The organism is Streptomyces sp. NBC_01622, assembly GCF_045209635.1.
Taxonomy (GTDB): Bacteria; Actinomycetota; Actinomycetes; order Streptomycetales; family Streptomycetaceae; genus Streptomyces.
Genome location: NZ_CP109293.1, coordinates 4071702 through 4091908, shown reverse-complemented (window position 1 = coordinate 4091908; position 20207 = coordinate 4071702). Strand labels below are relative to the sequence as shown.

Genomic DNA, 20207 nt, shown 5'->3' with positions numbered 1-20207 from the left:
GGGGACTTGGTGAAACCGTGTTTCGCTTGTCTCTCTGTGGGCATGTCGACAAAACGCTGTAGAGACCTCACTGGCTGCGGTATACCAGGTGTACCCAGGTTGCAGGTGGTGCGACGATGGACGTTATGGGGGACAAGGCAACTCTGTTGGATACAGGGCGTTTTGTGCAGCCTTCCGACCGGGACGAGACCGGTGAGGGGGAGGCTGTCGACGAGGCACGCACACGGCTCGCCGCACAGGCCGGCGACGTCGAGGCGACGAGTGTCCTCGGAGCGATGCTGCTGCGCCGCGGTGATCTCGACGGAGCCGAGCCCCTGCTGCGTGCCGCCACCGCCGAGGGCGACCGGGCCGCGGCCAACAACCTGGGTGTCCTTCTGCACCAGCGCGGATACGCCGACGAGGCCGCCGGATGGTGGCGGATCGCCGCCGTGGCCGGTTCCGCCGCCGCCGCGCACGCACTCGGCCGGTACCACCGCGAGCGCGGCGACGAACCCGCCGCCGAGTACTGGCTGCGCCAGTCCGCCGAGCAGGGCCACGCGCTCGGCGCGTACGCCCTCGCCGACCTGCTGGAGCACCGGGGGGACACCGCGGCCGAGCAGTGGATGCGGTCCGCCGCGGAGCGCGGGCACCGCGAGGCCGCGTACCGGCTGGCGCGCGCGCTCGATCGGCGGGCGCCGCATGAGGACGAATACGGGGACGGGCACGGGATCGGAGACCGGGACGGGATCTCGGACGGGGTCCGGTACGGGGAGCGGGCCGGCAGCGGGAGCAGGGCCGGAGGCCAGAACCGGACCGAGGACGGGGAAAGGGGCGGAGGCGGGAGCAGGGTCGCCAGTCGAAACGGGGACGGGGCCGACAGCGGTGCCGGATCGCCCTCCGGAGGCCCTGCGGGCTCCGCGCCCCCGGTTCCCGGGAACGAAGCCGAGCAGTGGTACCGGCAGGCCGCCGCCCGTGGGCATCAGCGGGCCGCTCTGCAGCTCGGGGCGATCCTGGAGAAGCGGGGCGAACTCAAGGAGGCCGGGCGCTGGTATCTGACGTCCGCCAAGGACGGCGAGGCCCGCGCCGCCTGCGCACTCGGGTTCCTGCTGCGCGACGCCGGCGACACCGAGAGCGCCGCCGTGTGGTGGCTGCGCGCCGCCCAGGACGGTGACGGCAACGCGGCCAACGCGCTGGGCGCGCTGCACGCCGAGCGCGGCGAGACACAGACCGCCGAGCGCTGGTACCGGGCCGCGATGGACGCCGGTGACGTGAACGGCGCGTACAACCTCGGGCTGCTCTGCGCCGAGCAGGCGCGTACCGCGCAGGCCGAGCAGTGGTACCGGCGCGCGGCCTACGCCGGACATCGCGAGGCGGCCAACGCGCTCGCCGTACTGCTGCTCCAGGGCGGCGACGCGACCGGTGCCGAGCCGTGGTTCTCCAAGGCCGCGGAGGCAGGCAGCGTGGACGCGGCCTTCAACCTCGGGATTCTCTTCGCCGGGCGCGGCGAGGAGACAGTCGCGCTGCCCTGGTACGAGCGGGCGGCGGCGGCCGGGCACACGGAAGCGGCGTTGCAGGTCGGGATCGCCCGGCTGCGGGACGGCGACGAGCGGGAGGCCGAGCGGCATCTGCGGTGCGCCGCCGGCGGGGGGAGCGCGGAGGCGGCGTACCGGCTGGCCTCGGTGCTCGACGCGCGGCGACCGCCGGCGCCCGCGCACGAGCTGGGCGAACAGGTGCACGAGAAGACCGAGTGCGAGGAGTGGTACGAGCGGGCGGCTTCGCAGGGGCACCGGCGGGCCCAGGTGCGGGTCGGGATGCTGTCCGCCGCGCGCGGGGATGTCGTCGAGGCGGCCCGGTGGTACCGGGAGGCGGCCGAGGCCGGGTCGCGCAACGGGGCTTTCAACCTTGGGCTGTTGCTGGTTCGGGAAGGAAGTGAGCCGGAGGCCGCGGTGTGGTGGGCTCGGGCTGCGGATGCCGGGCATGGGCGGGCGGCGTTGCGGCTGGCGCTGGTTTACGCGCGTCGCGGGGAGCTGGCGGAGGGGCAGCGGTGGGCTGATCGGGCCGTGTCCCTCGGGCCTGCGGAGGTGTCCGAGCGGGCGGCTCGGCTTCGGGACGCGTTGCGGCAGGAGCTGACGGCGTAGGGGTGGGGAGTTTTTCGCCCCCGCCGCCCCTACCCGTCCCGTCACTGGGGGCTGCCACCCCCAGACCCCCGCTTCGGCCCTGAAGGGGCCACGTCCTCAAACGCCGGACGGGCTGGATTTTGCCGGACCGGGCTCAGAAGTGAAGGGCTTTGACCTGCGCTGTTAAACGATTTGCTTCTCTCGGTACGACTGACGTAGTGTCGTGTTTACCGACGCGGGGTGGAGCAGCTCGGTAGCTCGCTGGGCTCATAACCCAGAGGTCGCAGGTTCAAATCCTGTCCCCGCTACTCAAGGCCGAGGGCCGGAATCCGAAAGGGTTCCGGCCCTCGGTGTTTCTACGGCTGGTGGCCCACCGCCTCCTCGTACAGCGAGCGGTCCACCGTCCTGGATTCCGGAAGTGCCGGCCCCTTTGACACGCCCGCCGCTCTGTACGCGGCCTGCAATCGCGTCGTCGTCCCCGCGCGGATCTCCCAGTCCATGGTGAGCGACGGGGTTGATTTCAGGACCGTCTCGTCCGTCTTCAGGAGTTTCGCGAGGTATGTGACGAAGGCGGGGTCGCTCTTGTAGTCGCCCGCGAAGTACGTGTTCACCGTGCGGATGTAGGCCCGGAGGAGGGCCACGCCGGCGTCCACGTCGTCGTGCAGGAAGCTGCGGCCGTACAGCATGCCGCCCAGGGGTTCGCCGAGGGGCTGGCCGCCCAGAAAGGCGTACGCGGGGTTGCCGTCGACCTTGCGCCAGACCGGGTCGAGGAGCCACGCGGAGTCGACGCCGCCGTTCTGGAGGGCGGTGAGGACGTCGGCCGAGCCGAGCTGCTGGTACTGGATCCTGTCGAGGCCGCCGCCGTGCGTCGCGAGGGCCTTCTCCATGGGGTACGCGATCACCGAGCCCTTGCCGATCATCGTGCCCATCCTGCGGCCCGCCATCCGGACGTCCGCCGCCGCCTCGCCCTTCTTCAGCTTCACCCACAGACCGCTCTTCGACTCGGGGTCGGGTGAGAAGTTCCCGGCGACCCACTTGATGTCGAAGCCGCCCTCGACGCCGTTCATGACGGCCGCCTCCGGGGCCGCCCACATCGCGTCGATGTTCCCCTTGGCCAGCAGGGGGAGCGCGTCCGGGGTCGGGAGCACCTTGAGCGTGACGTCCAGGCCCTCCTTCTTGAACTCGCCCTTGTCCAGGGCGACTTCGAGCGGGGCCACGTACTCGGCGCTGAGCGTCCCCGTCGCGATCGTCACCTTCCGTGTCTCGGGGAGGGGGTGCGGGGCGGGGGTGAGTGGCTTGCAGCGGGCCGGGGTGCGGGTGGGGGAGAGGTCCGCCGGGTCCGTCCAGGAGGACTTGCCGCAGCCGGTCACGGGTTTGACCGTGCGGTTGCCGACGGCCGCCGTGGCCGAACTCCCGGAGTCGTCCGCGTACTTGGACGAACAGCCCGCCGACGCCAGCACCGCCGCCACGACGATCACCACACCGTACGCACGCCGTCTCATGACTGCCCCCGTCCTCGGTCCCGCGGTGCCCACGGTGTGAGCAACCGGCCCGCCACACGCACCAGTTCGGAGAAGACGACCCCCAGGACCGCGACGCACACGATGCCCACGAACATCACGTCGTTCTGGAACAGCGCGCGGGAGTCGAAGATCAGGTGCCCTAGGCCGTTCGTCGCGGCGATCTGTTCCGAGGCGACGATGACCAGGACGGCCACGCCCGCCGCGATCCGCGCGCCCACCAGGACCGCCGGGAGGGAGGCCGGGAGGAGGACATGGCGGAACATCTGCCAGGGGGAGGCGCCGAAGACCTGGCCCGCGTCACGGTGTCCGGAGGGTATGGCGATGACCGCCGACATCGTCGAGATCCACACGAAGAAGAAGACCGTGGCGGCCACCAGCGCCAGTTGGGGGCCCTCGCCCAGGCCGAACATGTTCAGGAAGACCGGCAGCAGGGCCAGTTTCGGTACGACGTACAGGGCGTCCAACAGCGGTTCCAGCGCGGCCCGGACGAGTGAGAGGGAACCCATCAGCAGGCCCAGGGCGTAGCCGGCCGCCGTGCCGATCGCGTAGCCGCCCAGGACGCGCCGGGTGGTGGCCCATACGTCCGGCCACAGGTCGCCGGCGGTGGCCCGGTCCCAGCCGTCGGAGAAGATCGTGGAGGGGGCCGGGTAGACGCGGGGGTCGATCCAGCCCTGGGTGGCGGCCAGTTGCCACCACAGGATCAGGGCGAGGGGTACGGCGACGGCGAGGGAGAGTTCCAGTGCGCGCCGGCGGCGGTGGGTGCGTACGGGATGGAGTTCCTGCGGGCCGGGGCGGCGGACCAGGACCGAATCCTCGCGGTCGGGGGCGATCGTCGTCATGCGGGCACCGCCTCTTTCCGCAGCAGCTCCCACAACTCGCTTTTCAGGGCGGTGAATTCGGGGGTGTCGCGGATGTCGCCGGTGCGTGGGCGCGGGAACGGCGGACGGTGTTCGGCGATGATCCGGCCCGGGCGCGCGGACATCACCAGCACGCGGTCACCGAGCACGAGCGCCTCCTCCAGGCTGTGCGTGATCAAGAGGGTGGTGGTGCGCAACGACTGGGTGAGATCGAGGAGTTCGTCCTGGAGGATCGTGCGGAGCTGGGCGTCCAGAGCCGCGAACGGCTCGTCCATCAGCAGGAGTTCGGGTTCTACGGCCAGTGCGCGGGCGATGGCGACCCGCTGGCGCATGCCGCCGGAGAGGGTCGCGGGGTAGGCGTCCGCGAAGTCGGCGAGGCCCATGCGGGTCAGCCACTCGTCGGCGCGGGCGTTCGCCTCGCGGCGCGGGACGCGCTGGATGTCCAGGCCGAAACGGACGTTGGCGCGGACCGACTTCCAGTCGTAGATGCCGTAGTCCTGGAAGATCATGGCCGCCGGGCGGGCCACGCGGCGGAGCCGCATATCGGATCGCAGTGATGTGCGGATCTCCAGGGTGCCCGTGCTCGGGCGCAGGAGGCCCGCGGCAATGCGCAGCAGGGTGGATTTTCCGCAGCCGGACGGGCCGACCAGGCAGACGAACTCGCCGGGGGCGACGGTGAGTTCGAGCGGGCCGAGGGCCTGGACCTGGTGCGGGGCGCGGCCGAAGGTGCGGGTCAGTTGGGTGGCGTGGAGTTTTGGGTGCGGGTCTCCCACGGTTGCTCCTTGCGGAGTTCGGTACGGGTGTCGGTACGGGGGGTGGGGAGTGCCGCACGACGATATGACGGTCCGTCAGATTCGGGAAGCCTGTGCGCAGCACAAAGCCCCGGTGGCCGCCTGCTGCGGTACCGGGGCTCGTGGAGGACTTGCTACGCGCTCGCGCAGTTCGGGCACAGCCCGCGGTACGTCACCTCGACGTCCGAGACCGTGTAGCCGAAGCGCTCCGAGTCGGGGAGGTCGGCGAGGGGGTTGCCGCCCGGGTGGACGTCGCGGATCTGGCCGCAGTTGGCGCAGACCAGGTGGTGGTGCGGGCTGTGCGCGTTCGGGTCGTAGCGCTTGGCGCGCTTGTCCGTGGCTACTTCGAGGACCTCGCCGAGGGAGACCAGCTCGCCGAGCGTGTTGTAGACCGTCGCCCGGGAGATCTCGGGGAGCTTGGCCACGGCGCGGGAGTGGACCTCGTCGGCGGTCAGGTGGACGTGGTCGCCGTCGAGCACTTCGGCCACGACGCGCCGCTGTGCGGTCATCCGCCATCCGCGTCCGCGCAGCCGCTCCAGAAGGTCACTCATGCAGGCCAGCCTAACAGCAACATGACCAGTTTCCGAATAGGTGTGACTTTGGAGGGCTGCCGGACTTGGACTGGATCCAACTACTCGGTCCGGGCGGTTGTCAGGCCGGTACCTGCTGTCGTGCGGGTGCCCAGCAGCGGATGATGTCGCGGACCGAGACGATGCCGGCGGGCTCGGCGCGGTCGAGGACGATGAGATGGCGGAAGCCGCCGTGGGCCATCGCGCTCGCCGCGTCCTCCAGCGTCCAGGCCGGGGTGGCGAACACGACGTCGGTGGTGGTGTGGGCATGGGCGCGCTCGGTGTCCGGGTTCTGGCCCCGGCCGAGCGAGTTGAGGATGTCCCGTTCGGTGAGGATCCCGATGCCGCCGGCGTCGGGATCGAGGACCACGGCCGCGCCGACATGGCGCGAGGACATCAGGGCGGCTGCCTGGCGGAGGGTGTGGGCGGGGCCGATGGTGAGAACCACCGTGCTCATGGCGTCGCGGACCAGCATGGGATGAGGCCACCTCCTAGGGAATCCGGATGAGCTAGTTCCCGGATTCACAAGTTCACAAGTGGGGGGACCCTCAGAGTCGCAGGTAAAGCACGGGTCAACAAGAGGGCGCGCGCGGCCGGTTGGGGGCGTGTGCAGGCGTCCCGTTGCGCTCAGTAGCGCATGTATTGATCGCAGTTGTCGGTGGGGTGCGGGGTCATCCTCCACCTTGCCGACGAGCTGCGCGGTTGTGGCCGTCAGTGGTCGTTGCTGGTTGTCCTTGGCCACCTTCGGACGGCCCACAGACGGCCCAGCAAGGTCGCCGCAGCAACCCCAGCTCGTCTCCGGGCATTAGCTTGGGAAGCTGCGATCATCTGCGGGAGGTTCGGGCGCTGACCTGGGCCAACGGTCAGGTCGAGGTCTCATAGACCTTTGTCGCATTCACCGTGATTCCCCGCTTGATTTGGTGCGCTTGTGGTGCGGTGGTCACGTCCTCGCCTGGCGTCATTGATCCGTCGGTTTCGCCGTACAGGTCGGCGCAGAGGCGCTCCTTGGCCGCTTCAAGCCGTGGGCTGTAGTCGGCCATGAAGATCTCGCTCAGGGACTTGTCCAGCGTTCCTGACACCACGTAGATCGGTGACCAGACCCTGCGGTCGTGAACGATCCCCTCAAGATCGTCGGACTGGAACATCGCCTGGTAGAGCCAGCCCGACAGCGCGAACACTTGATCGCGCGTGAGTCTGATGGCGATCGCTTCCTCGTCCACACTCCCAAGCTAACCGCCTCGACTGGTGGTGGTGTTGGGGGCCCTGGACGGTGCCGTTCACCTGCGTTCATGGGTGTCCGGTCGCGGGAGGGACTGCCAGCTTCGGTCTTGTCTGAACGGCCGTGAACGGCACTGAATGAGACGGAAGGAGAGCCGCCACCGACGTTCGACGGTTTCGACCCCCAACACACCTACCGGCCTCTATGTTGAGTGCTCGGGGCGTTACAACAACCAAGAGGTTGGCATGTCTGATTTTGGAGATATTGAGCTTTCTGTCGCAGTTGAGGCGATTAGGGATGAATTGCTACGAGCGGCTACGGGTGGCGTGGGCAAAGAGATCCGGTTCGAAGTTGGGCCAATTGAGATGGAGTTCGAGGTCGAGATTCGCCGTGAAGTAGGGGCTCGAGGGGGAGTCAAGGCCTGGCTTCTGAGCGCAAGTGTCGATGCGAACAGGTCATCAGCACGGTCCCACCGGGTTTCATTTACCTTAACGCCGAAAAACGCGAAGAGCGGCGGAAATCTTGAAGTAGGAAATGAAAATTTGGGCGGCCTAGGTAAGTTTAACTCTGAGCGCTGATTGGTTGGCGTCTTGCATCCGACGAGTAGAGCAATTGCTGCAATACTGAGTTCTCGCCAGGGCAGCGGCTACCTAATATCTCCGTCGTTAGTCCTCACCGCTGCTCATGTTGTGGCTCCTGACCGAGAAGCGCTGGTTATCACGCCTGGAACCAGTAGGCCCGTACGTGGTCGGTTAGTTTGGTCGGCATATAACGATGAATGTGATGCGGCCCTTCTTCGTCTAGATGAGGGCCTCTTTGCGCAATCGACCGAACCGTTGATAATGGGTCGACTCAGCGGCCTTCAAGTGTGGCCGAATGCGCAAATCGTAGGTTATTCGGATGCCCAGCGCGATCAACAGGGTCAGCTTGATGTGGATCAGCTTTCAGGGATCCTCAAGCCTGCTGCCGGTATGTTGCAGGGCACTTACGCGGTCGACTTGAATCACGCAGTACCCACAGCTATGCAGGAAGGTGATTCACCCTGGGCTGGCCTTTCTGGAGCTCCCCTATTCGTTGACGGCTTGCTCGTCGGAATTGTACGTGCCGATCAAGCGAGATGGAATAATTCCCGGATCCTGGTAACACCCGCTAGCGTTCTGTTCGACGACCCAATGTTTCTAGATGCGTGCGCCAGCGAAAACTTTAGGCCCACTAGTGAGAGCTTGACTCCACAAAGGCAGGAGGAGAGTAAATTTTCGCAGAAATATCGCGATTTTGTAGTTAGTCAACACAAAGAGCTGACAATCATTGGGCTTAGTAGAGCGGACGCCCACGACGAGTCTTGGCCGATCGACACCGGCTATCTGAGCCTCGAACTAGTGGCCGAAATGCGAGATAAGGAACAGGCCGAATTTCAGCCTCGCCGAGACCTGGAAAGCAAGCAACAGGAGATGTTGAGGCGATCGCAACGCGCCGAATATGCTCTGGCGGGGCGGCGACGCGTGTTGATTCGCGGTGAGGCAGGGTCTGGGAAAACGACATTGCTGCAATGGCTTGCGACTAAAACCGCGCAGGAAGATCTTCCAGAGCCCCTTTCCGAGTTTTCGGGTTGTGTTCCTATATTTCTGCGACTAAGGCATTTGGTGCAACGAGAGTCACTGCCAAGCCCTGAGGATTTTCTTTCTATTGTAGCTAAGCCGCTCGCGCGCTTTCCTGGCGCTGATGGGTGGGTCTCCAAGCAATTGTCTCAGGGACAGGTACTGCTGCTGGTTGACGGTGTAGACGAGGTCCCTGAAGGAGACCGCGAGCGTACACGTTCATGGCTTGGCGAGTTGATGGCTGCTTTTCCGGAAGCGTGGTATGTGGTCACTACGCGTCCATCAGCAGTTCGGGAAGGGTGGCTCATTAAGGCTCATTTCTCAGAGCTTGAGTTACTTCCTATGAGTAGAAGCGATATTTTCAATTTCATTGACAAGTGGCATGACACTGCGGCCGGAATACTGGATGACCCAAAGAGTGCAGAGCTTCTGGCGCAGATAGAAGGTTGGCGCAGCTCTCTGAAGAATGCGATTCTGTCGAAGCCAGGGCTTGCGCAGCTTGCGACTACGCCGCTGATGTGTGCTCTCATATGCGCTCTAAATCGGGATCGTAGGGGTTACCTGCCTGAAGGCCGTATGGAACTATACGCCGCAGCGTTAGAAATGCTTTTGGTTCGCCGCGATAGAGAGCGCGGTGTGCTAATCCCAGAAGGGTTGCAACTTCTGCGGCTCGAGGAACAGATTCAGCTTCTCCAGCGAATAGCCTTCTGGTTGACGATTAACAGCGCTTCGGAGATTAACTATGAATCCGCAGTGAAGATAATTTCGATAATCCTCCCTGCTATTCCCTCGGTCAAGGGAACCGCAGGCGAGGTGCTGATTTATCTGCTGGAGCGAAGCGGTCTGCTTCGGCAGCCAACGACTGGCACAGTTGACTTTATTCACAGAACTTTTCAGGATTATCTGGCCGCGATGGCCGCTGTTGAGGACGATAACTTTGGTGCCCTGATCAACCACGCTCACGAGGATCAGTGGGCTGACGTATTCCGCATGGCGGTAGGCCATGCGCGCCCAAAGGAAAGAACAGTACTACTCAAAGGCGTCCTTGATAAGGCAAAGGAAGGCGCTAAGCATCGGAGTCGGCGGCGGCTAATTGCTGCCGCTTCTCTGGAGCACGCCACGGCGTTGGATCCGTCGGTCAGACAAGACGTTCAAGCAGCGATCAAAAAACTGATACCGCCACGAACGCACCAAGCCGCCAAAGCCCTAGCTCGCACGGGTACGCTGATCCTGGATCTCCTTCCGGGCCCCGTAGGGTTAAATGACGCCACTCGCGAGGCAGTGGTTACAGCAGCAATCACTGTAGGTAGTGAGCAAGCTATTCCTTTGCTTGCGAGATATGCCGAAATGGACTCGGTAACCGCGGCTGAGGCTTCGCTTATAGCGGAAGCTTGGGATAGGTTTGACGTAGGAGAGTACTGGAACCGAGTGCTATGCCTGCTTCCCCCTGAGAAGCTATCGTACGTGATTAAGACACACGAACAACTGACTCTTGTGGCTAATCAGGCGCGTCCTAATGATGTTGAGCTCCATGGCGACTTTTCTGATTCTCAAATAGCTTTGATTCCTCACGATTGCCTGACCAGTCTAACTCTTCGCGGCAACAAGCGATCTTTGGATCTAGCAACCCTGAATGACTGCTCAGAACTTGAAGATTTGCAGATCTGGGATTGCCCGGGAAGGGTTGATCTCTCGGCCCTTGAAGGCGCGCCTATTGCGAGGCTATCGTTGCTGGGGGAGGTGTACATCGCGCATCTCGACGCAATAGAGACAATGAGACACCTGAAACACCTGACTATAGAACCTGGCCCTGGGGCAGTCATTGGTTGGGACAAGGAATTTTCGATTCCTGAAGGCCTTGTTTTCTTGAGGGTCCCATCTACTCCACTCCCGAAATCCGCCATTCGTAGCATCACGGCATGCTCTAAAATTGATCAGATCACCTTTAGTGCGGCCGCTATTCCGCCGTCTGCCAGGGCAACTTGGGAAGATCTTTCCTCGCTCAGTAGGCTTGAGATATCTGGTGAGCAGCTCGGTAACCTCAGCGACGCGATTTCCCTGCCGCAGGTGCGATCACTTTGGCTTGGATCTGCAACTGAGTTGGATGAGCTCTACAGGGTCGCGGACATCTATCCGAACCTTCAAGAGCTGATTTTCTATTACGGCGATTTCGGCGATCGTCCTCCTTTGCGTCTAATCGCAAGCCTTAGTGGATGTCGCGTTTCCTGGCGAAATTCCGACGAGAGGGTAAAGGGGGCTGATTCTTGGGGCTGGCTTAGGGAGACGATTCCATAAATGGTGAAGCCTCGATGGAAGTCGGTTTTTCTTATGTTACTGGTGGCCCGGGAACTGGTTGTCCATTTCTCTGGCATCAGGTGGCTAATTGCTGTGCCCTCGAACCAGTAGAGAAATTTGTAACTCGGTCGGACGCGTATGGGCTGTCCGGTCCCGCAAGATGCCGGGCGCACAAGTCGCCCTGGTCGAACGGACCGCCGTCGGCGAGCAACTGCTTAAGAGGTTGTCTCACGTGTTGTTGCCCCAGCTACTCGACCGTGCTCGTGAGAAACGTGTGGAACTCGGCGGCGAGGTTTCGCATCTCCTCGCCGGCCGCGTGCACGGTGGTGGTCTCGAAGTGCCACTCCTCGGACGGAGGCCGATCGTGGATGCCCCACGTCAGGTGCACGTAGCCGCCCGAGTGGTGTTCCGCCGAGATCGTCAGGTCGCGTTCCAGAGAGCGCCAGGCGCGCGCTCCTTCCCAGCCGTGGAAATCCTCAGCCAGTGAGGAGAGGAAGGTGTCGAGGCCGTCGCCGTCCCACGTCCGAACCAGGGTCTCGATACTGACCCATTGCCCGCGAGCTTTCACGACGAAGTCGAGTGTGGGGTCGTTCTCGAACGGTCTTGCCGGCTCGGAGAAGAGCAGGTGGACCGGTCGCGGTCCGGTATCTCCCACGCGTACCGCAGGGCCGTCTTCGGTCATTTGTGCAGGTTAGAAGTCGTGGGGCTCGATCGCCAACTGCTATTCCCACACTGCCCCGAGGACGGGCCACCGGCCCCGCGTGGGGCATGATCGTCCGCTATGGCTGTGGATCTTGCGCGGGACCTGGTCCCCGATGGGCTGTGGAAGATTGCCGCGCCACTGATACCACCGTTCCGGCCCAGACCGCAGGGTGGCGGGACGGTACCGGTGGCGGATCGGAAGGTGTTCACGGCCGTGGTGTACGTGCTGACCAGCGGTTGCGCCTGGCGGTATCTGCCGCCGACGTTCGGCACCTCGCCTGCCACCGCGCATCGCCGGTTCGCGGCGTGGACCAGGGCCGGTCTGTGGCGCCGGCTGCACCGGGCGGTCCTGGACGAACTCGGTGCCAGAGGTGCGCTGGACTGGACCTCAGCGATCATCGACGCCGCGTCCGTCCGTGCGAAAAGGGGGGCTCGCTGACCGGGCCGAACCCGGTCGATCGCGGCAAGAAGGGCAGCAAGCTGCATGTGCTGTCCGAAGCGCAGGGCATTCTGCTGGCCGTCGCAGTGTCCGGTGCGAACGTGCATGACAGCCAGGCGTTCAAGCCGCTGCTCCTGGGTCTCCCCGCCATACGCTCCCGGCGCGGGCCACGACGACGGCGACCGGTCAAGGTCCGCGCCGACAAGGCGTACTACTCCGCCGAACACCTTGCCTGGCTTCGCTCCCAAGGACTCATCCCGCGCATCGCGCGCCCGGGCATCGAGTCCGGCGAGCGGCTCGGCCGACACCGCTGGAAGATCGAGAGGTCGATCGCCTGGCTGTTCGGCTACCGCCGTCTCACCGTTCGCTATGAACGCAAGGGCAGCCACTTCCTCGCCTTCCTGGGCCTCGCCGCAGCTCTCACCTGCTACAAGAAACTCGCAAAACTCACCACGTGAGACAACCTCTAAGACCGTGTCCTATGTGGTGAGGCGGACGTTGGTCTGTTCATGGGGCGGGGTACGTGGAGTTGGATTGTTCCGGACGGGCTGTGGGAGATCGCGAAGCCGCTGATCCCGCCGTCGAAAGTGCGGCCGCAAGGCGGCGGGACGCAGGGCACGCCTGATGAGACGCTGTTCGCAGCCATCATCTACGTCCTGGTCAGCGGGTGTGCCTGGCGAGCGTTACCGCCGTGCTTCGGTGTCTCGAAGTCGACCGTCCACCGCCGATTCCTGATCTGGTCCAGAGCCGGTGTCTGGGGCCGCCTGCACGAAGCCGTCCTGCACCGCCTGGACGACGCCGGCCTCATCGATGTCTCCCGCGTCGTCCTCGACACCGCCCACGTCAGGGCGAAAAAGGGGGCGAACACACAGGTCCGAGCCCCGTGGACCGGGGCAAGCCGGGTTCCAAGATGCACGTTCTGTCGGACGCGAACGGATTGCCCCTCCTCGTCGGCGTCTCCGCCGGCAACACCCATGACAGCGAGGGTCTGAAGCCCATGGTGGCGGGTCACCAAACGAGACACGACCCGGATCGCGGCCGCTACTTCAAGCCCCAGCGCTTCCACGCGGACAAGGCCTACGACCGGCCGGACCTGCGGAAATGGTTACGCGGCAAGCGCATTGGAGTCCGCATCGCCCGCAAAGGAATCGAGTCCAGCGAACGATTGGGCCGCCGCAGGTGGGTGATCGAGCGCACGATGTCGTGGCTGTCCGGCTACCGCAGACTCAGCCCCCGCTACGAACGTCATCCCCGCAACTACCTGGCCTTTCTCGGACTTGCCGCCGCCCTCTGCTGCTACAAGCGATACGTCCGCCTCACCACATAGGACACGGTCTAAGAGCTGGTCCGACGACCCATATGTCAGGCATCAGCGGGCTCGGCGTGCCGTACAGCCCGCTTCGCTGCCTGCTCCACCTCATGCCGCGACATGGTCACGTCCTCGCGCGTCGCGTATTCGGTCACTGCGGCCTGGAAGTCCTCGGCTGCTGTACGCCACGCCTTCCACTGGGCCTCGTGCTCCTCACCGACAAGGCCGGCGAGTTGTTGACGGGCGTCTTCGGAGGAACGTTCCAGCTTGATCAATTCGTCGGGAATGTCTGCCATGGCCTGGATCTTAAGCCGCCGCCGGGACAGACCCGGGGGTGCGGCTCGGACAACGGCAAGGTCTACAGGTGCGGTGACGACAGCGAGTGGCAACCGAAGGGTTGGATGTAGATCGACCACCGATTTGGTCAAAGTCCGTGCTCAGCGCAGGGCTTCGATGGCCTTCACGATCAGAGCGCGAGCGTCTGCGCCGTACACGGCCATGCTGCGCAACTGCTCAAATGCCTTCACGTACAGGGCGATCTCGGAGGGCTGGGTGACGTTCACCTCGGCGGACACCAGCTCGACGGAGACGTGTTTGTCGTCATAGATGTGGAAGGTCTCTTCGGGCCAGTGCGTCCGACGGATGGTCATGGGGATGACGCCGAGGGAGACGGCCGGCAGGGCTCCGGCGGTGAGGAGGTAGCCGAGTTGTGCTGCCATCGCGTCGGGGCTGGCCACCTGGGAGTGGAGGACGGCTTCCTCGATGACTACGACGAAACGGTGTCCCTGTTCGTGGATGATGCGGGAGCGTTCGAGCCGAGCGCGCGCGGCCTCCGCGCTGTCGTCGATGTCGAGGTCGTGGATGCCTGCGGCGATACCGAGGACAGCGAGGGCGTAGCCCTCTGTCTGCAAGAGCCCGGGGACGATGCTGGAGGAGTAGATCCGGAAAGTCTCGGTCTCGCGGGACGCCTGCATCCTGCTGTCCTGGATGTGGCGCAGTCCGGCGCGGACCTGGTCACGCCATTGCCGGTACATCGACTCCGCGTTGATGGACTGCACGACGAGATCCTGCGCTCGTCCGTCCGACCCGGTCGCGGTGCACCAGCGTCGGATGTCGTTCGCGGATGGCCCGGTGAGGGCGTTCTCGATGCGTGAGGTTTTGGAGTAGTGCCAGCCGCACGCGGCAGCCAACTGCACGACCGTCAGGCCGGCTTCCTTGCGCAGGTCGCGCAGCCGGTGGGCGACGGCTTCACGTGCGGCCTGGGCAGACGAGGAGGGCGAGGCGGGCATGGATTGGCTGCCGGTGCTTTCTGGTCAGTGGATCTGGTACTGGTCGTGCGGGATCGCGCGCGCCCATACGGCCTCGAAGGACTCAGCGCACAGCTTCGCGGCGGCTGGATCCTCGGAGACCTCGTGGCCGATCATGGCCCCGTCGCCGGAGAAGTAACCCCACCGGATCACCCGGTCGTCGAAGAGCCACAAGTCGTTGCCCGGCAGGGCGATATCCGAGGCACGGCGGCGGGGCAACCAACGCACCTGTTCCCCGGCGTGCACGTTGACGCCGGTGGAGGCGTGTTCGTAGCGGATGTAGTCCGAGACGGGTTCGGACACGATCCGGGCGCGCCGCACCGAGACGCCGCGCGCCACGGCACGAGAGACCAGGTCCACCCAGGGGGCCCAGTCCGGCGATCCCGGATCGGTGTCGAGACGGCCGGTCTCCAACCAGGTCCGGAAGTCATCAGCCTCTGCGGCCACCCCGTAGTGATCTCGCATCTCAAGGTGCACAGCGGAACGTGTGCACTTGACCATGAGTTCAGCGATCGTCGGACCGATCGAGGACATCGCACGCCTCCCTGATCATGTGCACCATCCTGGCAGGGATCCGGATGACGGCCTCGTCCACCGGAATGCCGACGGCATGACCTGGCACTTCGAACGTGGCGCACTCTGCTTCGAGTTGAGGGTCGGGCTTCCATCCCTGGAAGACGAGTTCGCCCTTCTCCTGGTCGACCCACACGGTCGGTGAGTCCGCGGTCTTGGTCTCGGGGTCGATCCCGATGAACCGTAGCGACATGACTGTCTCCATCCATGAGATGTGCAGTTCTTTGTGACACGGTCCGGCAGATGGCGTAGCTGGTCAAGGGGCCGAACTCGCCAAGGAGCAGGGCTGGTTGGCATGGATGCAAAGATCTGCACATTGCTGGCATTGGTGTCCATCGCACTCCTAGTTTCAAGAGGCACGACGAGACCCGGCGACCATGCGAACGGCCCCGGGCGTGGCCGACTGGGCAGGGGTCGACATGGCGAACCGCACCACCGCAGCATCCGAAGGTACTGAGCGCCGGCAAGCCGATGGCCCTGACATCACCGTCATGCGCGAGACCGTGCAGATTCTGCTGGACCCAGACGCCGTGGCGCTGCCCCCGACGGCTGATGAGCTGGAGACGCTGACGCAGATGATTCGGGGCCACCTGGAGCTGCTCATCCCCGAGGTCGAGCAGTCCGTCAGGCGGTTGAAGAAGGACAGCATCCCCCGGTACTGCGCGCTCGCCTGCGTAGGCGAGGCGCGGGGAAAGCTCCGTGCCGAGCCGATCCGCAGATTCGGCGAAGAAGTCGGCTACGCCCGACGCCTGGCACGCACCTTGAACGCTCTGTGCGACCACTACGAGAACCTCGGCGCGCGCCCGTGACCGCGCCCATCGACGACCCTTCGATGCGCTCAGCCGAGTGCGCGGTGGCCGCCCTGGACGGATACCAGGAACTGCACCACGACTGCCGTCAGACCAAGGACATCCCACTACCCCACGGGGGCGGCCTGGTCCTCGTACGACGTTGCACCTGTCCCTGCCACACGCAGATCGCGGGTGCGTCATGACCCTGCGCTTCTGCCGCTACTGCGACGAGCCGATCACCGATCCTGGCGACGCAGTTCACCTCTGGCACGAGGAGAGCATGAGCGGACCGGGGCGGGACGTGTGGGCACACCGCGAGCATGCTGACCTCGTCGAGCCGGACACTGCGCTGGTGCGCATTCTGGCGCGCGTGCTGATCGCGGAGTGGACGAGGTCCTGATGCAGGACAACCCCGATGACACGACTCTGTTGTCGACGGTCATTTAATTGGTCCTGGCCGTGATTCCGTGAACCCCTGATCGTCGTGCGCCTGCGGGAACGTTTCTCGTGGGGATTGCCCAGGTACGGGGGCCGTGGCGATCGAGGATGTGTTGCTTCCCGGGATCGATGTGCATGTCATCGGGTGCACGTCAGCGCGGAGAGAGTTGCTGTCGTTCTGACCTCGGGCGCCGACGAGTTCCAGAGCACTGATCATGACGGCCACTTGCCATCTCCCCGTCGTCAACCGCGCCGCCCAGCAACCATTGGACGAAGCCGCATCCGCCGTCGCCCGCATCCCCGGCGGTGTTTCCCAACTCCTCGCCACCAGCAGCCGCTGCACCGTGCATTCATCTCGGCCAACTCTCCTTGAACAGCTGATCACCTGAGTGACATCAGGCCAACGAGTCCGCTGCGCCTGGTGAGTTGATCGAGGTCGCTTATACGATCACGCCGCATCCCGGGAAGTTGACAGCGCCACGAACCAGGTCACCCGAAAGGATCTTCATGCAGGTCCGTAGAAATCGCATACTCTCCGCCCTCTTATCCCTCGCTGCCGCAGCCGCCGTAACTCTCGTGACCGCGCCAGGAGCCCACGCAGACGCCCCTCCCGCCCACGGAAGACTGCTTGGCTCCTTCAACCCGCAGGATCTCGCCCCGCAGTCGGCCTCACACCTGACGAGCGCCCTGAAGTCATCGGCCAGGCACTGCGCACAGCTGCCCGCAGGTTCAGCAGCTCGGAAGGCCGGAGCAGCCACCGCGTGCATCCAACTGGCAGGGGCGTCCGACAGCAGCGACCCGGTGCACGGCAGTCAGCTGGCGAGCGCGCAGCCGGCTGCCGTGACATGCAGCACCACACCAGCTTCGTATTCTTACGATCGGCACAGTTACTGCCTTAACAGTTTCAAAGCCACTCTCACCAACTGGAGCGAGGAAGGCGAAATCCTCGGCACAGGAGTCGTGTTGGTCAGTGCCAACGCCACCCTGTCGGTGTCCAGCGGCCAGTGGCAGGAATCTCAGACAGCCACCTTCTCCGAGGCCACGGGTGTCAGCGGTCAGAATTTTCCCCACGATCTGCATGATCAGCGTCAGGTAATTCCCCACCCTCGCGGTCACGATTCCCCACCGGGGCGCTGACCGTTGGTGGTGCTGCTGACCACGCTCGAACTGGACCTATTTTCCCTGTTTCGGGTGGTTTGAGCTGACGTCGGATCTTCCTTGCGAATCGGTCGGGTTCCCCATGGGCATGCCGGTGCCCGGGTTGAGGGTCCTGTCCTCTCGGAGTCGCCGCGGTCCCTTGACCTGCGAGCCGAGAGGTCAACGGGCATACCGGATGGCAAGGAGAACATTCACCGTGGTCGACATCGTCGAGATCTACGTGCACTGGTACGCGGGCCGGTCCAAGAGTCAGGTGGCCGCCTCGTTGGGGGTGGACCGCAAGACGATCAGGAAGTACCTGGCGCCGGCGGAGAAGGCGGGGATCACCCCGGGCGGGCCGCCGATGAGCGAGACGGACTGGGCCAAGCTGCTCAAGAGCTGGTTCCCGGAGCTCGCCAGCCGGAAGCTGAACCAGGTCAGATGGGGAGAGATCGAACCGCACCGCGACTACGTCAAGGACCTGCTGAAGACCACGACGGTCACCACCATCCATCAACGGCTGCGGGACGAAGGCAAGTTGAAGATCTCGTTGTCGACGTTCCGGCGCTGGGCAACCGAGAACCTGCCCGACGAGGCGGCCCGCTCCAAGGTCACCGTGCTGCGAGACGACGTCGAGCCGGGCTCGGAGGCCCAGATCGACTACGGCTTCCTGGGGCAGTGGTTCAACCCAACTACCGGCAAGCGGCACCGGATTTGGGCGTTCGTGATGGTCCTGCCCGCCTCGCGGCACATGTTCGTCCGTCCCGTGGTCCACATGGATCAGCACTCGTGGACCGTCGCGCACGTGGAAGCCTTCCGCTACTTCGGCGGCGTCCCGCGCCGTCTGGTGCCGGACAACCTCAAGACCGGAGTGGACAAGCCCGACCTCTATGACCCGCAGATCAACAAGTCGTATGCCGAACTCGCCTTGCACTACGGCACGTTGGTAGATCCGGCAAGGGCTCTTCATCCAAAGGACAAGCCCCGTGTGGAGCGGCCCATGCCCTATGTCCGGGACTCGCTCTGGAGCGGTCGCCAGTTCACCTCGCTGGAGCACATGCAGGCCGAGGCCCTCCTCTGGGGCAGGAACGTCGCCGGGCAGCGGCAGTGCCGGCCGCTGGGCGGGGCCAAGCCGCTGGCGGTGTTCGAGGCGGTCGAGGCCGAGGCCCTCCTGCCGCTGCCGCCCGAGCCGTTCGTGCTGGCCAGATGGTCGAAGGCCGCCGTCGGCCCGGACATTCACGTCAAGGTCGGCCGCACCTTGTATTCGGTGCCCTGGAAACTGGTCGGGCGACGCGTCGACGTCCGTTCCACCGCCACGATGGTGCAGATCTTCCACGAGGGCGAGCTGGTCAAGACGCACGCCGCCCTGGAGCAGGGCAAGCGCACCGACAAGAACGACTACCCGCCCGAGAAGATCGCCTTCCAGATGCGGACGCCGATCTGGTGCCGCGGCCAAGCCTCGCAGGTCGGCGACTCCTGCCGGGAGGTGATCGACCAGCTCCTGGAGGTCAACGCGCTCTACCGGCTCCGCGCAGCCCAGGGGGTCCTCGGGCTGCGGAAGAAGTACGGCGACACGCGGCTGGAAGCCGCCTGCAGGAAGGCGATCACGGTTGGCGACCCGTCCTACCGCACGGTCAAGGGCATCCTGGCCGCCGGCACCGAGACCGACCCCGAGCCGGACACCGGCGACGCCGGGGCCGCGGCCTTCCTGCATGGACCCGAGGGACTGTTCGCCGCCGACATCCCAGCCCAGAGGCCGGTCGAACTCCACGACGACCAGGGCCACGGCGATGCCGAGGAGGCCGCGCGATGAGCGTGATGACCACCGCCCTGCGCGAGTCGCTCAAGACGCTGCGGCTTTCGGGGATGCTCGAGACTCTCGATGCCCGCCTCACTCAGGCCCAGGGCGGCGAACTCGGTCACCTGGACTTCCTTCAGGTCCTCTGCCAGGACGAAATCACCCGCCGCGAAACCGTCGCTCTCGAACGGCGCCTGCGCAGGGCCAGGTTCGAGCAGCAGGTCACCTTGGAGAGCTTCGACTTCAACGCGTCCCCGAAGCTGCCTACTGCCCAGATCCGCGACCTCGCGGCCCTGCGCTGGCTCCACTCCGGCGAGTCCGTAATTTTGTTCGGTCCGGTCGGCGTCGGGAAGACACACGTCGCACAGGCCCTCGGTCACCAGGCCGTCCGCCAGGGCGCCAACGTCCGCTTCAGCAAGACCAGCCGAATCCTGGGCGAGCTCGCCGGCGGTCACGCGGATCGCACCTGGGACAAGCGCATGCGCGACCTGATCCGCCCCGACGTGCTCATCCTCGACGACTTCGCGATGCGTCAGCTGTCTGCATCTCAGGCTGATGACCTCTACGAACTCGTCTCCGAGCGGCAGGGGCGCTCTCTGATCATCACCAGCAACAGGGCGCCCAGCGACTGGTATCCGCTCTTCCCCAATCCGGTCGTCGCCGAGTCGCTGCTGGACCGGCTGATCAATGCCAGCCATCAGGTCATCATGAACGGCCCCAGCTATCGCCCCAACAAGCGCCCCAAGAACGGAAGTTAGTCTCGCT

General features: G+C 64.9%; 21 protein-coding genes and 1 tRNA gene. 11 read left to right on the top strand and 11 right to left on the bottom strand.

What is annotated here, in order from left to right; translation table 11 throughout:
- Positions 1–116 precede the first annotated feature (116 nt).
- Both OH768_RS18290 and OH768_RS18285 read left to right on the top strand, forming a co-directional pair.
- A complete protein-coding gene (locus OH768_RS18290) occupies positions 117–2117 on the top strand; it encodes a tetratricopeptide repeat protein (protein WP_406454909.1) in 2001 nt (666 codons plus the stop codon).
- A 213-nt stretch (positions 2118–2330) separates the two neighbouring features.
- Positions 2331–2404: transfer RNA gene (locus OH768_RS18285), tRNA-Met, on the top strand.
- 48 nt (positions 2405–2452) lie between these two features.
- On the opposite strand, the gene OH768_RS18280 is transcribed toward OH768_RS18285, so the two are convergent.
- The 6 genes from OH768_RS18280 to OH768_RS18255 form a co-directional block, all read right to left on the bottom strand.
- The gene (locus OH768_RS18280) at positions 2453–3598 is read right to left on the bottom strand and encodes an ABC transporter substrate-binding protein (protein ID WP_406454907.1); all 1146 of its coding nucleotides are present in this window, start codon (positions 3596–3598) and stop codon (positions 2453–2455) included.
- Positions 3595–4458: an ABC transporter permease gene (locus tag OH768_RS18275; RefSeq protein WP_406454905.1), complete on the bottom strand. Its 864-nt coding sequence runs from the start codon at positions 4456–4458 to the stop codon at positions 3595–3597. Before OH768_RS18275 ends, OH768_RS18280 begins: the two co-directional genes overlap by 4 nt.
- Entirely contained in the window at positions 4455–5249 is a 795-nt protein-coding gene (locus OH768_RS18270) for an ABC transporter ATP-binding protein (RefSeq protein ID WP_406454903.1), read from the bottom strand. Before OH768_RS18270 ends, OH768_RS18275 begins: the two co-directional genes overlap by 4 nt.
- 152 nt (positions 5250–5401) lie before the next feature.
- Complete coding sequence (locus OH768_RS18265; protein WP_406454901.1) at positions 5402–5818, bottom strand: Fur family transcriptional regulator; 417 nt, start codon at positions 5816–5818, stop codon at positions 5402–5404.
- Positions 5819–5918: 100 nt separating this feature from the next.
- On the bottom strand, positions 5919–6311 hold the full coding sequence (locus OH768_RS18260) for a cyclic nucleotide-binding/CBS domain-containing protein (protein WP_384156092.1): 393 nt from the start codon (positions 6309–6311) through the stop codon (positions 5919–5921).
- Between the two features lie 388 nt (positions 6312–6699).
- Entirely contained in the window at positions 6700–7056 is a 357-nt protein-coding gene (locus OH768_RS18255) for a hypothetical protein (RefSeq protein WP_406454899.1), read from the bottom strand.
- A 244-nt stretch (positions 7057–7300) separates the two neighbouring features.
- Here OH768_RS18255 and OH768_RS18250 point away from each other — a divergent pair, with 244 nt between their 5' ends.
- The gene (locus OH768_RS18250; RefSeq protein ID WP_406454897.1) at positions 7301–7633 is read left to right on the top strand and encodes a trypco2 family protein; all 333 of its coding nucleotides are present in this window, start codon (positions 7301–7303) and stop codon (positions 7631–7633) included.
- Positions 7634–10948 carry an NACHT domain-containing protein gene (locus tag OH768_RS18245; protein WP_406454895.1) on the top strand — a complete coding sequence of 1105 codons (3315 nt, stop codon included), beginning with the start codon at positions 7634–7636 and terminating at the stop codon, positions 10946–10948.
- Between the two features lie 247 nt (positions 10949–11195).
- Here the strand turns inward: OH768_RS18245 and OH768_RS18240 are convergent, their stop codons facing one another.
- Positions 11196–11630 (bottom strand): DUF6228 family protein, encoded by a 435-nt coding sequence (locus OH768_RS18240; RefSeq protein ID WP_406454893.1) that lies wholly within the window; start codon positions 11628–11630, stop codon positions 11196–11198.
- 99 nt (positions 11631–11729) lie between these two features.
- Here OH768_RS18240 and OH768_RS18235 point away from each other — a divergent pair.
- Positions 11730–12547, top strand: a protein-coding gene (locus OH768_RS18235; RefSeq protein ID WP_406454891.1) for an IS5 family transposase whose coding sequence is annotated in 2 segments (ribosomal slippage) — positions 11730–12077 and positions 12080–12547 — 816 coding nt in all. Because the reading frame shifts where the segments join, the coding sequence is not laid out codon by codon here.
- A 51-nt stretch (positions 12548–12598) separates the two neighbouring features.
- Positions 12599–13416, top strand: a protein-coding gene (locus OH768_RS18230) for an IS5 family transposase (RefSeq protein ID WP_406448790.1) whose coding sequence is annotated in 2 segments (ribosomal slippage) — positions 12599–12941 and positions 12941–13416 — 819 coding nt in all. Because the reading frame shifts where the segments join, the coding sequence is not laid out codon by codon here.
- A gap of 35 nt (positions 13417–13451) precedes the next feature.
- Here OH768_RS18230 and OH768_RS18225 read toward each other — a convergent pair.
- The 4 genes from OH768_RS18225 to OH768_RS18210 all read right to left on the bottom strand — a co-directional run bounded on the left by OH768_RS18225 (position 13452) and on the right by OH768_RS18210 (position 15471).
- On the bottom strand, positions 13452–13694 hold the full coding sequence (locus OH768_RS18225; RefSeq protein ID WP_327401418.1) for a hypothetical protein: 243 nt from the start codon (positions 13692–13694) through the stop codon (positions 13452–13454).
- Between the two features lie 141 nt (positions 13695–13835).
- Positions 13836–14687, bottom strand: coding sequence for a helix-turn-helix domain-containing protein (locus OH768_RS18220; RefSeq protein WP_406454889.1), 852 nt, complete (start codon positions 14685–14687; stop codon positions 13836–13838).
- 24 nt (positions 14688–14711) lie between these two features.
- Positions 14712–15239, bottom strand: a complete 528-nt coding sequence (locus tag OH768_RS18215; protein ID WP_406454887.1) for a DUF6879 family protein — start codon at positions 15237–15239, stop codon at positions 14712–14714.
- Positions 15211–15471 carry a hypothetical protein gene (locus OH768_RS18210; RefSeq protein WP_406454885.1) on the bottom strand — a complete coding sequence of 87 codons (261 nt, stop codon included), beginning with the start codon at positions 15469–15471 and terminating at the stop codon, positions 15211–15213. Before OH768_RS18210 ends, OH768_RS18215 begins: the two co-directional genes overlap by 29 nt.
- A gap of 226 nt (positions 15472–15697) precedes the next feature.
- Here OH768_RS18210 and OH768_RS18205 point away from each other — a divergent pair, with 226 nt between their 5' ends.
- The 5 genes from OH768_RS18205 to istB all read left to right on the top strand — a co-directional run bounded on the left by OH768_RS18205 (position 15698) and on the right by istB (position 20200).
- Positions 15698–16087: a DUF6415 family natural product biosynthesis protein gene (locus OH768_RS18205; protein WP_406454883.1), complete on the top strand. Its 390-nt coding sequence runs from the start codon at positions 15698–15700 to the stop codon at positions 16085–16087.
- Positions 16088–16268: 181 nt separating this feature from the next.
- The gene (locus OH768_RS18200) at positions 16269–16469 is read left to right on the top strand and encodes a hypothetical protein (RefSeq protein ID WP_406454881.1); all 201 of its coding nucleotides are present in this window, start codon (positions 16269–16271) and stop codon (positions 16467–16469) included.
- Positions 16470–16722: 253 nt separating this feature from the next.
- Positions 16723–16896, top strand: a complete 174-nt coding sequence (locus OH768_RS18195; RefSeq protein WP_406454879.1) for a hypothetical protein — start codon at positions 16723–16725, stop codon at positions 16894–16896.
- A 965-nt stretch (positions 16897–17861) separates the two neighbouring features.
- Complete coding sequence (gene istA, locus OH768_RS18190) at positions 17862–19457, top strand: IS21 family transposase (RefSeq protein ID WP_406454877.1); 1596 nt, start codon at positions 17862–17864, stop codon at positions 19455–19457.
- Positions 19454–20200 carry an IS21-like element helper ATPase IstB gene (gene istB / locus OH768_RS18185; RefSeq protein ID WP_406454875.1) on the top strand — a complete coding sequence of 249 codons (747 nt, stop codon included), beginning with the start codon at positions 19454–19456 and terminating at the stop codon, positions 20198–20200. Before istA ends, istB begins: the two co-directional genes overlap by 4 nt.
- Positions 20201–20207: the final 7 nt, after the last annotated feature.

What these genes read in the sequence shown, in the direction of transcription:
- OH768_RS18290 (WP_406454909.1), top strand. Translation starts at nt 117, where the DNA reads ATGGACGTTATGGGGGACAAGGCAACTCTGTTGGATACAGGGCGTTTT.
- OH768_RS18280 (WP_406454907.1), bottom strand. Translation starts at nt 3,598, where the DNA reads ATGAGACGGCGTGCGTACGGTGTGGTGATCGTCGTGGCGGCGGTGCTG.
- OH768_RS18275 (WP_406454905.1), bottom strand. Translation starts at nt 4,458, where the DNA reads ATGACGACGATCGCCCCCGACCGCGAGGATTCGGTCCTGGTCCGCCGC.
- OH768_RS18265 (WP_406454901.1), bottom strand. Translation starts at nt 5,818, where the DNA reads ATGAGTGACCTTCTGGAGCGGCTGCGCGGACGCGGATGGCGGATGACC.
- OH768_RS18260 (WP_384156092.1), bottom strand. Translation starts at nt 6,311, where the DNA reads ATGCTGGTCCGCGACGCCATGAGCACGGTGGTTCTCACCATCGGCCCC.
- OH768_RS18250 (WP_406454897.1), top strand. Translation starts at nt 7,301, where the DNA reads ATGTCTGATTTTGGAGATATTGAGCTTTCTGTCGCAGTTGAGGCGATT.
- OH768_RS18240 (WP_406454893.1), bottom strand. Translation starts at nt 11,630, where the DNA reads ATGACCGAAGACGGCCCTGCGGTACGCGTGGGAGATACCGGACCGCGA.
- OH768_RS18225 (WP_327401418.1), bottom strand. Translation starts at nt 13,694, where the DNA reads ATGGCAGACATTCCCGACGAATTGATCAAGCTGGAACGTTCCTCCGAA.
- OH768_RS18220 (WP_406454889.1), bottom strand. Translation starts at nt 14,687, where the DNA reads ATGCCCGCCTCGCCCTCCTCGTCTGCCCAGGCCGCACGTGAAGCCGTC.
- OH768_RS18215 (WP_406454887.1), bottom strand. Translation starts at nt 15,239, where the DNA reads ATGTCCTCGATCGGTCCGACGATCGCTGAACTCATGGTCAAGTGCACA.
- OH768_RS18210 (WP_406454885.1), bottom strand. Translation starts at nt 15,471, where the DNA reads ATGTCGCTACGGTTCATCGGGATCGACCCCGAGACCAAGACCGCGGAC.
- OH768_RS18205 (WP_406454883.1), top strand. Translation starts at nt 15,698, where the DNA reads ATGGCGAACCGCACCACCGCAGCATCCGAAGGTACTGAGCGCCGGCAA.
- OH768_RS18200 (WP_406454881.1), top strand. Translation starts at nt 16,269, where the DNA reads ATGACCCTGCGCTTCTGCCGCTACTGCGACGAGCCGATCACCGATCCT.
- OH768_RS18195 (WP_406454879.1), top strand. Translation starts at nt 16,723, where the DNA reads ATGACGGCCACTTGCCATCTCCCCGTCGTCAACCGCGCCGCCCAGCAA.
- istB (WP_406454875.1), top strand. Translation starts at nt 19,454, where the DNA reads ATGAGCGTGATGACCACCGCCCTGCGCGAGTCGCTCAAGACGCTGCGG.